This is a genomic window from Herbaspirillum camelliae (assembly GCF_001929405.1).
GTDB classification, from domain to species: Bacteria; Pseudomonadota; Gammaproteobacteria; order Burkholderiales; family Burkholderiaceae_D; genus Herbaspirillum; species Herbaspirillum seropedicae.
The window spans coordinates 3,041,205-3,055,120 of sequence record NZ_KV880769.1; the positions used below are offsets into that span (position 1 = coordinate 3,041,205).

Consider the following 13,916-nt stretch of genomic DNA (forward strand, 5'->3'; position numbering starts at 1 on the left):
TATGAATCAGGCGGAGATTACTTCTCGTCCTTGCCCAAGAGCGGCAGCGACACCGCAGTGCTGGAATCCAGCAGGCCGGTGTTCTGGTAGATCGACAGCTTCTGGCGGGTGTCGGCGATGTCCAGGTTGCGCATGGTCAACTGGCCGATGCGGTCGATGGCCGAGAAGCTGCCTTCGCCCTTTTCCATGGTCAGACGTTCCGGGTGGTAGGTCAGGTTGGGCGACTCGGTGTTGAGGATCGAGTAGTCATTGCCGCGACGCAGTTCCACCGTGACTTCGCCGGTGATGGCGCGCGCCACCCAGCGCTGGGCGGTCTCGCGCAGCATGATGGCCTGCGAATCGAACCAGCGGCCCTGATACAGCAGGCGGCCCAGCTTGCGGCCGTTGTCGCGGTATTGTTCGATGGTGTCTTCGTTGTGGATGCCCGTGACCAGGCGCTCGTAGGCGATGAACAGCAGGGCCAGGCCCGGGGCTTCGTAGATGCCGCGGCTCTTGGCTTCGATGATGCGGTTCTCGATCTGGTCGCTCATGCCCAGGCCATGGCGGCCACCGATGCGGTTGGCTTCCAGGATCAGCTCGGTCATGCTGGCGAAGCTCTTGCCGTTGAGCGCCACCGGACGGCCTTCTTCAAAGCGTACGGTGACCGTCTCGGCCTTCACTTCCACGTCATCACGCCAGAACGCCACGCCCATGATGGGCTGCACGATCTTGATGCCGCTGTTGAGGAATTCCAGGTCCTTGGCTTCGTGGGTTGCGCCCAGCATGTTGGAATCGGTCGAGTAGGCCTTTTCCACCGACATCTTGTAGTCGAAGCCGGACTTGATCATGAACTCGGACATTTCCTTGCGGCCGCCCAGTTCATCGATGAAGGTGCTGTCCAGCCAGGGCTTGTAGATCTTCAGGTTGGGGTTCACCAGCAGGCCGTAGCGATAGAAACGCTCGATGTCGTTGCCCTTGTAGGTGCTGCCGTCGCCCCAGATGTCGACGTTGTCTTCACGCATGGCCGACACCAGCATGGTGCCGGTCACGGCGCGGCCCAGCGGGGTGGTGTTGAAGTAGGTGATGCCGGCGGTGGAGATGTGGAAAGCGCCGCTTTGCAGGGCAGCGATGCCTTCGTTGGCCAGTTGTTCACGGCAGTCGATCAGGCGCGCCAGTTCGGCACCGTATTGCATGGCCTTCTTGGGGATGGCGTCATAGTCCGGCTCATCCGGCTGGCCCAGGTTGGCGGTGTAGGCGTAGGGGATGGCGCCCTTCTGGCGCATCCAGGTCAGCGCGGCGCTGGTATCGAGGCCGCCGGAGAAGGCGATGCCGACTTTTTGATTGACCGGGACGGATTGCAGGATGTTGGACATGATCTTGACGTTGCGATGAAGTGAAGTGTTAAGCGTGATTCTTGCGCTGGGGGAATGGGCAGCAGGGCGGCTTAATCGAAGCGGCCGTGCACCAGATATTCGAGCAGGGCCTTCTGCACGTGCAGGCGGTTTTCCGCCTCTTCCCAGACCACCGATTGCGGGCCGTCGATCACTTCGGCGGCCACTTCCTCGCCACGGTGTGCGGGCAGGCAGTGCATGAAGAGCGCATCCTTCTTGGCGCGCGCCATCTTGGCCGGGTCCACGATCCAGCCATCGAAGGCCTTCAGGCGGGCATTGTTCTCGGCCTCGAAGCCCATGCTGGTCCACACGTCGGTGGTGACCAGATCGGCATCCTGGCAGGCATCAGCCGGATCGGCGAAGAAGGTGTAGTGCTTGTTGCCCGGCGAGACCTGGGCCGGATCGATGTCGTAACCCTTGGGGGTGGAGACGTTGACGTGGAAGCCGAACACCTCGGCCGCCTGCAGCCACGAATAGAGCATGTTGTTGGCGTCACCGACCCAGGCCACGATCTTGCCCTGGATGCTGCCGCGATGTTCGATGTAGGTGAACACATCGGCCAGCACCTGGCAGGGATGCTGCTCGTTGGTCAGACCGTTGATGACGGGCACGCGCGAATGCTTGGCAAAGCGCTCGATGATCTCCTGGCCGTAGGTGCGGATCATGATGACGTCGCACATGCGCGACATCACCTGCGCCGCATCTTCCACCGGCTCGCCACGGCCAAGCTGGCTGTCGCGGGTGTTGAGGTAGATCGCCGCGCCGCCCATCTGGTGCATACCGGCTTCGAAGGAGAGGCGGGTGCGGGTCGAGTTCTTTTCGAACACCATCACCAGGGTACGATCGGCCAGCGTGTGATGGGGCTCGTAATTCTTGAACTTACGTTTGATCACACGGGAACGTTCGATCACGTACTCGTATTCATCAAGCGTAAAGTCGGAAAACTGAAGGTAGTGTTTGATTGCCATAAATAAAAACGGCGGCCAGTGTGGCGCCTGCCGCCGATAGTCGTTAACTCCTTAGATTATAAGGGATTCGGCCCAAAAAGATACCCGGCGTACTTGCCTCCGGGAAACCCGCGCCTGGGCATTGAGCGTGCAGGCGCTTGCGCAGATCAGGCAGCCCAGGGAAATGCAGCGCTTCGAATTCATCAGGGAAGAAAATAGAAGACTTTCGCAGAAACCATGAATGGTTTGCGAGAAACAGGAAGCAGTTCCAAGATGTCAGCAAAAGTCAGAAAGTAAACGATAATCGTTTTCATTAGTATGCATAGAATTGACGGCCTTTCAACTTTCCTTGAGTGGCTGCCATGTTCAAGATGCAATTCCCGATTCCCTTTGCCCGCATCCACCGGCTTCCCGCCGCCGTGTGTGTGGCCTTCCTGACCCTGCCGGCCTGCGCAGCCGAGCGCGAGGGCGGCAATGAGGGCGAGTCCTCCGGACAGTCATCCCTGCCAGTGGTGGAGGTGCGCGACCAGCGCAGGTCCCATGATCCTCGCGCAGGCCGGGTCGGTACGGCGACAAGGAGCGCCGCCGATCCCATGGAGGTGCCGCAGAGCATCCAGAGCGTGAGCGTGGAGCAGGTCAGCGTCTATGGCGCGCGCACGTTGGCCGGGGCTCTCCTGGGCGTGCCGGGTATTTCCAATATCTCGGATACCCGTTTCGATGCCTTCCGCATTCGCGGCTTTTCCAGCGCCAACGATCTCTTGCTCGATGGCATGCGGGATGATCCGCAATACGTGCGGGGCCTGGGCAACATCGAGCGGGTGGAAGTGCTGCGAGGGCCGGCTTCCGTGCTCTACGGGCGCGGCAGCGGCGGGGGCGTGATCAATCGCATCAGCAAACAGCCCGGCCAGGACGTCACCAGTCAGGCCACGCTCAGCCTGGGCAGCGCCGGGCTGTTGGGCGCGGCGCTGGACTGGAACCGGCCACTGGCGCCGCAGTGGGCCTTGCGCATCAATACCGGGCGCGAACATGCGGGCAGCTTCCGCGATATCGTCAACGGCACGCGCCAGTACTTTGCGCCGGCCCTGAAGTGGGAGTCCGGACGCGACAGCTGGCTGCTGCAGGCTGAATACGACGAATATGAAAGGGTGCCGGATCGCGGCATTCCCGGTCGCGTCATTGCCACGGCCAACGGCAAGCCCACCGCCTACGCGCTGCCGACCGCCGGGAATGAACAATTCTTCGGCGCCGCCGGACGCGACGTCATCCGCGATATCCACATGAGCCTGCGCTCTACGCTCACGCGGGCGCTTTCGCAGGACTGGACCCTGCGTCATGCGCTCGCCCTGATGGACCTCAACAGCAATTTCGATAACACCTTTGTCACCCAGGCCTACCAGAGCGCGCCACTGAACCTGGATCGCGTAGAGCGTACTCGCTACCAGCAGAACCTCCAGCAGCGCAGCGTGCAGAACAATCTGGAATTGCTCGGCCAGCGGGGTGCGCATGATCTGCTGATCGGGCTTGAACATGGCTGGCAAAAGCGCGAGCCGCGCCTGTGGTCGGTCGCTGCACCGTCAGTCTCGGCGGTGACGCCGGAAAACACCCGCAATGGCGACGACCCGACTACGCCTTTCCAGATGAATTACCACAAGGCTTCCAACCTGGGCCTCTATGTGCAGGACCAGATTTCCTTGGCCACGCACTGGAAGATGCTGGCCGGCTTGCGCTGGGATCGCTTCGACGTCGATTCGCGCAACCGCCGCAACGGCGTGCGCAGCGAGCGCACGGCCCATGCCCTGAGCCCGCGCATCGGCGTGGTGTGGGAAGCCTTGCCGGGCCAGCATGCCTATCTGTCCTGGAGCAAGAACTTTGCGCCGGTCGGGGGTGACGTCATCGGCATCACGCCCGACGCCCGTGGCAATTTCAATGATCTCAAGCCGCAGTTCAGCCGTCAGGTGGAAGCCGGGATCAAGAGCGAATGGCTGGACCGTCGTCTCAGCACCACCCTGGCCTGGTTCCAGCTGGAGCTGTACAACCGCAACGTGGCCGACCCCGTGCGCCCGGGCTTCTTTGAGCAAAGCGGCCTGGAACGCAATCGCGGCATCGAACTGAGCGTGGAAGGGGAGCTCGCCGCGTCCTGGTTCGTGCGGGCCGGCTGGGCCATCCAGAGCGCGAAGATCGTGCAGGCCGAACCGAAGTTCGTCGGCAAGCGGGCATCGGGCGTATCGGGCCGGGGTGGCAGTCTGTTCCTCAGCTATGCCCCCACCCTGGGCTGGTTCGCCGAGCTTGGCCTCACGGTCGAGGGAGCGCGCTACGCCGACCGTGACAATTTGCTCGAACTGCCGGCCTATACGCGCTGGGATGGCAAGATGGGCTATCGCCTCTACGAAGCTGAATTCACCCTGGCCGTCACCAACCTGACCAATCGCCGCTACTACGAGAGCGCCACCGGGCTATCCCAGGTGCGGCCCGGTGCGCCGCGCGCGCTATTGCTCACGGCGGCCTACAAGTTCTGAACGAATCAGGAATCGATCAGTACAGCGTCTGCGAGGACTCATGGACCAGCTGCGCATAGAGCTGGTGCCGTAATCCCGCGATCTCGCCGGCCTGCACCGCTTCCAGGACGGCGCAGCCGGGCTCGTTGAGGTGATGGCAGTTGTAGAAGCGGCACTTGCCCAGGTAGGGCGTGAAGTCGCGGAAGGCGCGTTCCAGCATGCCCTCCGAAAGCTGGTACAGGCCGAACTCCTGGAAGCCCGGCGAATCGATGATGCTGGCCTCGCCCTCCATCTGGTAGAGCCGGGTGAAGGTGGTGGTGTGCTTGCCGGTATCGAGCGCCGCCGAGATCTCGCGGGTAGCGATGTCGGCGTCGGGGATGATCAGGTTGATGATGGACGACTTGCCCATGCCCGACTGGCCGATCAGGATGGTGCTCTTGCCTTCCAGCAGTGGCAGGAAGGTCGCGCGGGTTTGCTCCGGATGGGCGATGGCCGAGACTTCATGCACCGGATAACCCAGGCGGGCATACACCTGCAGCCGCTCGCGGGTCTTGGGCAGGGCGTCGGTGATGTCGGTCTTGTTCAGGATCAGGTGCGCCGCGACCCCGGCCGATTCGGCCGCCACCAGCGCGCGTGAGACCAGGTCATCGGTAAAGCTGGGTTCGGTCGCCACCACGATGAAGAGCTGGTCCACGTTGGCGGCCAGCAGCTTGGACTTGTACTGGTCCGAGCGGTACAGCAGGGTCTTGCGTTCATCGATGGATTCGATCACGCCCTGGTCGGCCGAGGTGCGGGCCAGGCGGATGCGGTCGCCCACGGCGACGTCGCTCTTCTTGCCCCGGGTGACGCAATGCAGTTTTTCTTCGCCGGCCTGGACCAGGTAATGGCGGCCATGAGCGGCAATGACCAGGCCCGGTTCGATGGCATCGGACCTGCTGCGCTGGCGCGCAGCGGCTTGCTTGCGGCCCCCCATCAGGCGTGGGCGCGCTGGGCGAAGAGGGCGTCCACCTTGGCCGCACAGACGAAGTCATTGGCCGAGAGACCACCGCGTCCCGCGTTCACGCTGTGGGTGTCGAACTTCACCGTGCAGCGGTTGTAGCTCACGCCCAGCTCGGGATGATGGTCTTCGGCGTGGATCATCCAGGCGATCGCGTTCACAAAGGCCAGGGTCTCGTAATAGTTGTTGAAGGCGAAGCTGCGCACCAGCTTGCCGGCCTCGATCTGCCAGTCGGGCAGGGCGGCCAGGTGGGCGGCGATGGCGCTATCGTCCAGTGCGTCGATGGGTTGGATGCAGTGGGCTGCAGCGAGGGTGGATGCGGTGATGCTCATGGAGTTCTCCTGAAGGCCGGCGCGCATGCGCTACCGGCCTGACGATGTTCGATGTTGAGTGCTTGCGGTGTCAGTGTTGGCCCGCCGATGCCGCCAGCGCGCCATGCAGACGCCGGATGCGCAGCGAGGCCGGCGGGTGCGAATCGTAGAAGGCCGAGTGCAGCGGGTCGGGCGTGAGGGTGGAAGCATTGTCCTCGTAGAGCTTGACCAGGGCCGACACCAGGTCCTGCGCATCGGTATGCTGCGCAGCGAAGGCGTCGGCCTCGAACTCGTGCTTGCGCGAAGACAGCGAGGACAAGGGCGAGAGCAGGAAGGTGAAGATCGGCAGCACCAGCATGAAGAGGATCAGCGCCATCGCATCATTGCTGCCCATCAGCAGCGGTTCCACGCCCAGGCCGGTGTAGAACCAGGCCTGCTGCTTCAGGTAGCCCAGCAAGGCCAGGAAGGCCAGCGACATGGCGAACATCACTACCACACGCTTGACGATGTGCTTGAGCTTGAAGTGGCCCAGTTCGTGGGCCAGCACCGCCTCGATCTCATGCGGGGCCAGGCGCGCCAGCAGGGTGTCGAAGAAGACGATGCGCTTGCCCGAGCCGAAGCCGGAGAAGTAGGCGTTGCCATGCGCGCTGCGCTTGGAGCCATCCATCACGAACAAGCCCTTGGAGGCAAAGCCGACGCGCTGCATCAGGCCCTCGATGCGGCTGCGCAGGCTGTCGTCTTCCAGCGCAGTGAACTTGTTGAACAGCGGTGCAATGAAGCTGGGATAGATCACCAGCATCAGCAACTGGAACACGCACAGCACGATCCAGGTATAGAACCACCAAAGGGCACCGGCCTTGTCCATCAGCGCCAGCACCACCCACAGCAACGGCAGGCCGATCACCGCGCCCAGCAAGGTCTGCTTGATCATGTCGCTGAAGAACAGCGCGCGGCTCATCTTGTTGAAGCCGAAACCTGCTTCCAGCCTGAACTGGCGGTAATAGTCGAAGGGCAGGTCGACCGCTCCCGAAATGAGGCCGAAGCCGGCCACCAGCGCGATCTGGTACAGCATGCCGGGGCCGCCGGTCCAGCCCAGCAGCAGGCTGGAGAGGGCTTGCAGGCCGCCCAGCAGGGTAAAGCCGATCAGGACCGCCGCATTGACCAGCAGCGTCACCAGGCCGAACTTGGTGCGCGCGACCGTGTAGTCGGCCGCCTTCTGGTGGGCCGACAGGGGGATTTTTTCAGCGAACTCGGCCGGCACGGCGGCGCGATGCGCCAGCACATGACGGATATGGCGCGAGGCCAGCCAGAAGCGTACTCCCAGGCTGATAGCCAGGAAGGTGACGAACAAAACCGAAAACGAAAGTGAAGACATGCGTACCCTGTGCGAAAATGGCGAAAGTGCGTGGCGGCAATCGCCAGCCACGCCGCCCGGCCAGTGCCGGGCGAGCGCACCCAGCAATGGAACCAAGCAGTAGAGGGGAGCCATCCCCATTACGTCAATAAGGAAGAATTATGTCACAAGCCCCCGTCGCGCCTGTCCGCCCCAATGAAATGAACCTGATCTGGGTGGACATGGAAATGACCGGCCTGGATCCCGACAAGGACCGCATCATCGAAGTCGCCGTGGTGGTTACCGATGCCGAACTCAACGTGCTGGGCGAAGGCCCGGTGCTGGCCATCCATCAGTCCGACGAGCTGCTGGACGGCATGGACGCCTGGAACAAGGGCACCCACGGCCGCTCCGGCCTGATCGACCGCGTCAAGGCCTCGACCGTCACCGAAGCCGATGCCGAAAAGCAGATCATCGAATTCCTGAAGCAATACGTCCCGGCCGGCAAGTCGCCCATGTGCGGCAATTCCATTTGCCAGGATCGCCGCTTCATGGTGCGCGGCATGCCCAAGCTGGAAGAATTCTTCCACTATCGCAACCTGGATGTGTCCACCCTCAAGGAACTGTGCAAGCGCTGGAAGCCCGAAATCGCCACCGGTTTCAAGAAGCGCCAGATGCACACCGCCCTGGCCGACATCCTCGAATCGATCGAAGAACTGAAGTACTACCGCGAGCACTTCATCAAGGAGTGAGTCTGCAGTAGCGTGCGGTGACGTGACGCAAACCAAAAGGCGCGCCCGTTGAATGCAATGGCGCGCCTTTTCGTTGCAGCAAGGAAAATCACTCTTCCGTATCGGAATCGGCCCCGCAGCACTTCTTGTACTTCTTGCCGCTGCCGCAAGGGCAGGGGTCGTTGCGACCGGTCTTGGGTGCGTCGCGCTGCACCTGTTCCACCGCCGACTTGCGCTTGGGCGCCCAGTAACGGTGGATATGCGGAATGGCCGCCTCGATCTCGATGGCCAGCTTGTGGGTCTTGATGGGATCGTCGATGAGCTTGGTCTCTTCCTCTTCCAGCTCTTCCGAACCGAGCAGGTAGATCGGCCGCATCAGCGGCGCCAGGTTGGAGTGGAAGATTTCATCCCACTGCTCGGCGCGCAGCTGGATGCCTTCCCAGAAGCCCCAGGCCCAGGCCTCGGCGTCCAGCAAGGGTTTGCCTTCATGCTCGCGCTCGCAGAAGAGCGGTTCATATTCCTTGGGCGCGACCTCGAAGGTGATGGCGATTTCGTTCATGCTGCGCGCAATCAGGCTGGTGATACGTTCAGCTTCCTTGCCATTCTTGAACTTGGGCGTGTCTTCCGGACGGCTGCCCCAGACGCGTGGCAGCCATTCGGCCATCAGCACTTCCTGCGGACCGATGGCCAGGGCCGTCAGGTAGCCGTGCAGGGTGTCCATGGTCATCACATCGTCGGCGCAGCGATCGGAGAGAAGAAAATCGTCGAGTTCGTCGAATTCGGCGTCGGAAAGGGGCTGGTCGAGATGCATGATGGTTCCAATGACTGATGCTAAAGGCAGGAGTTTAAAGGCATTGGGCCGGGGGCGCGAGCATTGTTGGCGGTACAGGGGGGATTGTCGTGCGGCCTTGGCTTGCCGGACAGTACAATAGACGGATGAATCCATCCGCCGCCCCCGACCAGCCCGACGCCACGTCCTTCGCCACCCTCTCGCCCGATACCGTGCTGGACGCCCTCGCGGCCCAGGGCCTGTACGGCGATGGCCGGCTGCTGGCGCTCAACAGCTATGAGAACCGCGTCTACCAGGTCGGCATGGAAGAGGGGCCGCCGCTGGTGGCCAAGTTCTATCGCCCCTTACGCTGGACGGATGAGCAGATCCTCGAAGAACACGCCTTTTCGCAGGAGTTGGCGGATGATGAGGTGCCGGTCGTGCCGGCGATGACGCTGGAAAACGGCCACACCCTGCATTGTCATGCGGGTTTTCGCTTCGCGGTATTCCGCCGCCATGGCGGTCGCGCGCCGGAGCTGGACGCCGCCGATACGCTGGAGCGCCTGGGCCGCTTCATTGGCCGCATCCATGCGGTCGGCCTGCGCCAGCCCTTTGTCCATCGTCCCGCGCTGGATCTGGCCAGTTTCGGCGAAGAGCCGCGCGACTGGCTGCTGGCGCATGACTTCATTCCCATGGATGTGGCCACCGCCTGGCGCACCACGGTCGAGCAGGCGCTGGCCGGAGTGCAGCGCTGCTACGAGCGCGCCGGCCACATCCGCACCCTGCGCCTGCATGGCGATTGCCACGTCGGCAATGTATTGTGGACCGATGCCGGCCCGCATTTCGTCGATTTCGACGACAGCCGCAGCGGCCCGGCCGTGCAAGACCTGTGGATGCTGCTCTCGGGCGAGCGCTGCGAGATGGTCGGGCAACTGGCCGACCTGCTGGCCGGCTATGAAAGCTTCTGCGAGTTCGAACCGCGCGAGCTCTACCTGATCGAAGCCCTGCGCACCCTGCGGCTGATCCACTATTCGGCCTGGCTGGCGCGGCGCTGGGACGATCCGGCCTTCCCGGCCGCCTTTCCCTGGTTCAATACCCAACGTTACTGGCAAGACCGCATCCTGGAACTGCGCGAACAGATCGCGCTGATGGACGAAGCGCCGCTGTGGCCGGTCTGAGCCCTTCATCGAAGAAGAGAACACATGACGCAAACGCTTACCCGCTGTGGCTGGGTCAATCTTGCCAATCCACGCTACATCGACTATCACGACCACGAATGGGGCGTGCCCTGTCACGACGAGACCCGGCTCTTCGAGATGCTCAACCTGGAAGGGGCGCAGGCCGGTCTTTCCTGGGAGACCGTGCTCAACAAGCGCGAGACCTACCGCGCCGCCTTTGACGGCTGGGACGCCGAGAAGATCGCCGGCTATGACGAGCGCAAGGTGGCGCAACTGCTGGCCGATCCGGGCATCGTGCGCAACCGCCTGAAGGTCGCCGCCACCATTGGCAATGCACGTGCCTATCTCAAGCTGTGCGAAGAGATCGGCGGGCTGGATGCCTATCTGTGGGCGCATGTCGATGGTCAGCCCATCGTCAACCGCTGGTCCAGCCTGGCCGAGTGTCCGGCCAAGACGCCGCTGTCGGACGCCATTTCCAAGGATCTGGCGCGGCGTGGCTTCAAGTTCGTCGGTTCCACCATCATCTATGCGTATCTGCAGGGCGTGGGGGTGATCAATGACCATGTCCGGGATTGCCATTGCCATGGACGCTGAATGAGGGATGCTGAAGCGGGCCTGTACCAAAGGGTGGCTTGTTGAACCCTGGCAATGGAGTGGATTGGTTTACACTGCCAGGCTGTGGCGTCGTGCCGACGCCGTCGTAAAAGGATACACAAGGCCGGCTGGCGACATGCCAGGCCGGTGAAGTCGGGAGTAGCATGATTTTCGTCAAATGGTTTGGCTGGTCGGTCCTCTGGCTGCTGCCGCTGCTGCTGCGCACGGTAGCGCGCGCGCTCGGCCGCAAGTCGGTCTTCGGGGGCCGCGGTGCGATCCGTCTGTGGTGCGGCAGCCTCTTGCTGCTGGTCGCCAGCGGGGCGATCGAAGCGCTCATCCGCGCGCAACTGGGCAGCGGTGACGGCGGTCCGGGCGCTGCCCTGATGGGAGGCGCACTGCTGGACGCCCTGGGAGCACGCATCAGCCGTGGCCTGGCCGTGGCCGTGATGCTGGTCTTGCTGGCGCTGGGCCTGAAATGGCTGCTGAGCGCCTTGTTCGGTCGCGCCCGCAGTGAAGATCGCGAAGACCATCATCCCGAACTGGATCTGGGGCCGCCCCGTCGCGGCAGCATCGAAAGCGAGCGCGTGCGCATGAGCAGCCTGCGCTCCAGTTTTCCGACGGGCGCCGAGCGCCGTGCACCGGCCCGCCCGGTGGCCCGTCCCGCGGCGCGCGCGCCAGCCTCGCCCTTCGAGCCGCGTCCACGCCCGGCGCGCTTGTCACCCGCCGCAGAGCGCACGCCGGACAGCGCGCCGCGCGAGGATTGGCAGGTGCCGCTGTCGGCCCTGACCGGCAATGGCAGCCAGCGCGGCAAATGGCCGGCCTTGAAGCCCGGTGCGCAGCCCGCCAAGCCGCGTCCGGAATCCGAATGGGCCGCCTTCGAAACCTTGCGTCCGACCGAAGCCATGCTGGCCCGCGCCGCCGCCAGCCGCGCCATCCAGGCCGCCAGCGCAGCCGCTGATGTGAGCCTGGCGCGCGCGGTCCCGCCTGCGGCCGCCGCACCCCGGCCGATTCCGCCTTCGATCGCCCGTCCCGTGCAGCCCGGCGGAGTGCCTGCGGCCAGCCCTGCGCCTGCTCCGGCAACGCGCGGCATGCGCATCAGCAGCGTAGGCCGCCCCGCGCCAGCCAGCACCGCCGCGCCCAGCCCCGCTGAGCGCGCCGATGTCATTCCCACCCGCTTGATGCGCTCCTTGCAAGAGAGCAGCGCTCCCCCAGCGGCCCAGCCCGCCATGCCGCCCCTGGCGGCGACGGCCATGGTGCCCCCGCCATCGTTGCCGACCGAGCCGGCGGCGCCGGCTCTCTCGTCTGCAAGCCTGCCCCCGCAGATGGAGGCGCCCGCGCCGACGCTGCCATGGGAGGCAACTGTCCCCGCAGTTCCCGCCGAGCCCATCAAGCCATCAGTGCCGCCAGCGCCCGCAGACCTGCAGGAGCCCCTCACTCCCTTTGCTCCGCTCACCCCCGCTGCGGGGGCGCAGCAGACATTCCAGGCGCCGTGGTTCGACATGCTGCCCGATCCCGAACCGTCAGCGCCGGTCGAGCCCGTGGCTGCAGAGCCGGGTTTCATGGTGCGCATGCCGGATGCGCCCACCGCACCCGAGCCAGCGCCGGTCTCCATGGCCTATCCCGACTATGTGGATGAGCCGCGCGTGGAGATTCCGCTGCCTTCGCTGGAGCTGCTCGATGAAGTCCCAGAGTCGCGCATCGAGGTCGATGCTGAGCAATTGCAGGAAACCGGCCGCCTGATCGAGCAGCGTCTCAAGGAATTCAAGGTGCCGGTGACGGTGCTGGGCGCCGAGGCCGGTCCGGTGATCACCCGCTTCGAGGTCGAACCGGCCCAGGGGGTGCGCGGGGCCCAGGTGGTGAACCTGATGAAGGACCTCTCGCGGGCGCTGGGCCTGACCTCCATCCGCGTAGTCGAGACCATCCCGGGCAAAACCTGCATGGGCCTGGAGTTGCCCAATGCGCGTCGGCAGATGATCAAGCTCTCCGAGATCGTGCATTCGCCGGCGTATCGCAAGTCGGCTTCCCATCTCACCATTGCCATGGGCAAGGACATCACCGGCACGCCCGTGGTGACCGACCTGGCGCGCGCACCGCACATGCTGGTGGCCGGCACCACCGGCTCGGGCAAGTCGGTGGCCATCAACGCCATGATCCTCTCGCTGCTCTACAAGGCCACGCCCGAGGAAGTGCGCCTGATCATGATCGACCCCAAGATGCTGGAACTGTCCATCTACGAGGGCATTCCACACCTGCTGGCGCCGGTGGTGACCGACATGCGGGAGGCCGCCCATGCGCTGAATTGGGCGGTGGACGAGATGGAGCGCCGCTACAAGAAGATGTCCAAGCTGGGCGTGCGCAACCTGGCGGGCTACAACCAGAAGCTGGACGAAGCCGCCGCCCGTGGCGAAAAGATTCCCAATCCCTTCAGCCTGACCCCGGACGCGCCGGAACCGCTGGAGAAGCTGCCCACCATCGTCATCGTCATCGACGAACTGGCCGACCTGATGATGGTGGTCGGCAAGAAGGTCGAAGAGCTCATCGCCCGCCTGGCGCAGAAGGCGCGTGCAGCCGGCATCCACCTGATCCTGGCGACGCAGCGCCCTTCGGTGGATGTGATCACCGGCCTGATCAAGGCCAACATCCCGACCCGCGTGGCTTTCCAGGTTTCCTCCAAGATCGATTCGCGCACGGTGCTGGACCAGATGGGCGCGGAATCGCTGCTGGGCCATGGCGACATGCTGTTCCTGCCGCCCGGCTCGGGCTACCCGCAGCGGGTGCACGGTGCCTTTGTCTCCGACGAGGAAGTGCACCGCGTGGTGGAATACCTGAAGTCCTTCGGCGAACCGCGCTATATCGAAGAAATCCTGGCGCCGCCCATCTCCGAAGACACGGCCCAGGCCGACATGTTTGCCAACGGCGAGGGCGGCGATCCGGAAGCCGACCCGCTCTACGACGAAGCCGTGGCCTTCGTGCTCAAGACGCGGCGGGCCTCGATCTCGTCGGTACAGCGGCAATTGCGCATCGGCTACAACCGCGCTGCGCGGCTGGTGGAGCAGATGGAAACCGCAGGCGTGCTCTCGGCCATGTCGCGCAATGGCAGCCGCGATATCCTGGTGCCGCCCTCGGGTGGTGTTGAAGAATAGGCTGAATCTACCTACTCAGTCCGAACGGGCGGTGAAATAAAAATCGGC

11 protein-coding genes are annotated in these 13,916 nt (G+C 63.9%); 5 read left to right on the forward strand and 6 right to left on the reverse strand.

What is annotated here, in order from left to right; translation table 11 throughout:
- Positions 1–17: 17 nt before the first annotated feature.
- Positions 18–1,352, reverse strand: coding sequence for an argininosuccinate synthase (gene argG, locus BGK68_RS13480; protein ID WP_075257521.1), 1,335 nt, complete (start codon positions 1,350–1,352; stop codon positions 18–20).
- Positions 1,353–1,423: 71 nt separating this feature from the next.
- Positions 1,424–2,338 (reverse strand): ornithine carbamoyltransferase, encoded by a 915-nt coding sequence (gene argF, locus BGK68_RS13485; protein ID WP_075257522.1) that lies wholly within the window; start codon positions 2,336–2,338, stop codon positions 1,424–1,426.
- 341 nt (positions 2,339–2,679) lie between these two features.
- Between argF and BGK68_RS13490 the strand changes: the two genes are divergently transcribed.
- A complete protein-coding gene (locus tag BGK68_RS13490; protein WP_075257523.1) occupies positions 2,680–4,833 on the forward strand; it encodes a TonB-dependent receptor in 2,154 nt (717 codons plus the stop codon).
- Between the two features lie 16 nt (positions 4,834–4,849).
- Here the strand turns inward: BGK68_RS13490 and rsgA are convergent, their stop codons facing one another.
- The 3 genes from rsgA to BGK68_RS13505 all read right to left on the reverse strand — a co-directional run bounded on the left by rsgA (position 4,850) and on the right by BGK68_RS13505 (position 7,495).
- Positions 4,850–5,785, reverse strand: a complete 936-nt coding sequence (rsgA, locus tag BGK68_RS13495; RefSeq protein WP_075257524.1) for a ribosome small subunit-dependent GTPase A — start codon at positions 5,783–5,785, stop codon at positions 4,850–4,852.
- A complete protein-coding gene (locus BGK68_RS13500) occupies positions 5,785–6,141 on the reverse strand; it encodes a 4a-hydroxytetrahydrobiopterin dehydratase (RefSeq protein WP_075257525.1) in 357 nt (118 codons plus the stop codon). Before BGK68_RS13500 ends, rsgA begins: the two co-directional genes overlap by 1 nt.
- 70 nt (positions 6,142–6,211) lie before the next feature.
- Positions 6,212–7,495, reverse strand: coding sequence for a M48 family metallopeptidase (locus BGK68_RS13505; RefSeq protein ID WP_075257526.1), 1,284 nt, complete (start codon positions 7,493–7,495; stop codon positions 6,212–6,214).
- 140 nt (positions 7,496–7,635) lie between these two features.
- Here BGK68_RS13505 and orn point away from each other — a divergent pair, with 140 nt between their 5' ends.
- Entirely contained in the window at positions 7,636–8,205 is a 570-nt protein-coding gene (orn, locus tag BGK68_RS13510) for an oligoribonuclease (RefSeq protein WP_075257527.1), read from the forward strand.
- A gap of 88 nt (positions 8,206–8,293) precedes the next feature.
- On the opposite strand, the gene BGK68_RS13515 is transcribed toward orn, so the two are convergent.
- Positions 8,294–8,995, reverse strand: coding sequence for a UPF0149 family protein (locus tag BGK68_RS13515; protein ID WP_075257528.1), 702 nt, complete (start codon positions 8,993–8,995; stop codon positions 8,294–8,296).
- Between the two features lie 125 nt (positions 8,996–9,120).
- On the opposite strand from BGK68_RS13515, the gene BGK68_RS13520 reads away from it, so the two are divergent.
- From BGK68_RS13520 to BGK68_RS13530, 3 genes are all read left to right on the forward strand, one after another.
- The gene (locus BGK68_RS13520) at positions 9,121–10,131 is read left to right on the forward strand and encodes a serine/threonine protein kinase (RefSeq protein WP_075257529.1); all 1,011 of its coding nucleotides are present in this window, start codon (positions 9,121–9,123) and stop codon (positions 10,129–10,131) included.
- Between the two features lie 24 nt (positions 10,132–10,155).
- The gene (locus BGK68_RS13525) at positions 10,156–10,725 is read left to right on the forward strand and encodes a DNA-3-methyladenine glycosylase I (RefSeq protein ID WP_075257530.1); all 570 of its coding nucleotides are present in this window, start codon (positions 10,156–10,158) and stop codon (positions 10,723–10,725) included.
- A 164-nt stretch (positions 10,726–10,889) separates the two neighbouring features.
- Complete coding sequence (locus BGK68_RS13530) at positions 10,890–13,868, forward strand: DNA translocase FtsK (RefSeq protein ID WP_075257531.1); 2,979 nt, start codon at positions 10,890–10,892, stop codon at positions 13,866–13,868.
- Positions 13,869–13,916 lie beyond the last annotated feature (48 nt).

Excerpts from the sequence above, each read along its gene's own strand:
- argG (WP_075257521.1), bottom strand. The coding sequence starts at position 1,352 with ATGTCCAACATCCTGCAATCCGTCCCGGTCAATCAAAAAGTCGGCATC.
- orn (WP_075257527.1), top strand. The coding sequence starts at position 7,636 with ATGTCACAAGCCCCCGTCGCGCCTGTCCGCCCCAATGAAATGAACCTG.
- BGK68_RS13490 (WP_075257523.1), top strand. The coding sequence starts at position 2,680 with ATGTTCAAGATGCAATTCCCGATTCCCTTTGCCCGCATCCACCGGCTT.
- BGK68_RS13515 (WP_075257528.1), bottom strand. The coding sequence starts at position 8,995 with ATGCATCTCGACCAGCCCCTTTCCGACGCCGAATTCGACGAACTCGAC.
- BGK68_RS13525 (WP_075257530.1), top strand. The coding sequence starts at position 10,156 with ATGACGCAAACGCTTACCCGCTGTGGCTGGGTCAATCTTGCCAATCCA.
- BGK68_RS13505 (WP_075257526.1), bottom strand. The coding sequence starts at position 7,495 with ATGTCTTCACTTTCGTTTTCGGTTTTGTTCGTCACCTTCCTGGCTATC.
- BGK68_RS13520 (WP_075257529.1), top strand. The coding sequence starts at position 9,121 with ATGAATCCATCCGCCGCCCCCGACCAGCCCGACGCCACGTCCTTCGCC.
- BGK68_RS13530 (WP_075257531.1), top strand. The coding sequence starts at position 10,890 with ATGATTTTCGTCAAATGGTTTGGCTGGTCGGTCCTCTGGCTGCTGCCG.
- BGK68_RS13500 (WP_075257525.1), bottom strand. The coding sequence starts at position 6,141 with ATGAGCATCACCGCATCCACCCTCGCTGCAGCCCACTGCATCCAACCC.
- rsgA (WP_075257524.1), bottom strand. The coding sequence starts at position 5,785 with ATGGGGGGCCGCAAGCAAGCCGCTGCGCGCCAGCGCAGCAGGTCCGAT.
- argF (WP_075257522.1), bottom strand. The coding sequence starts at position 2,338 with ATGGCAATCAAACACTACCTTCAGTTTTCCGACTTTACGCTTGATGAA.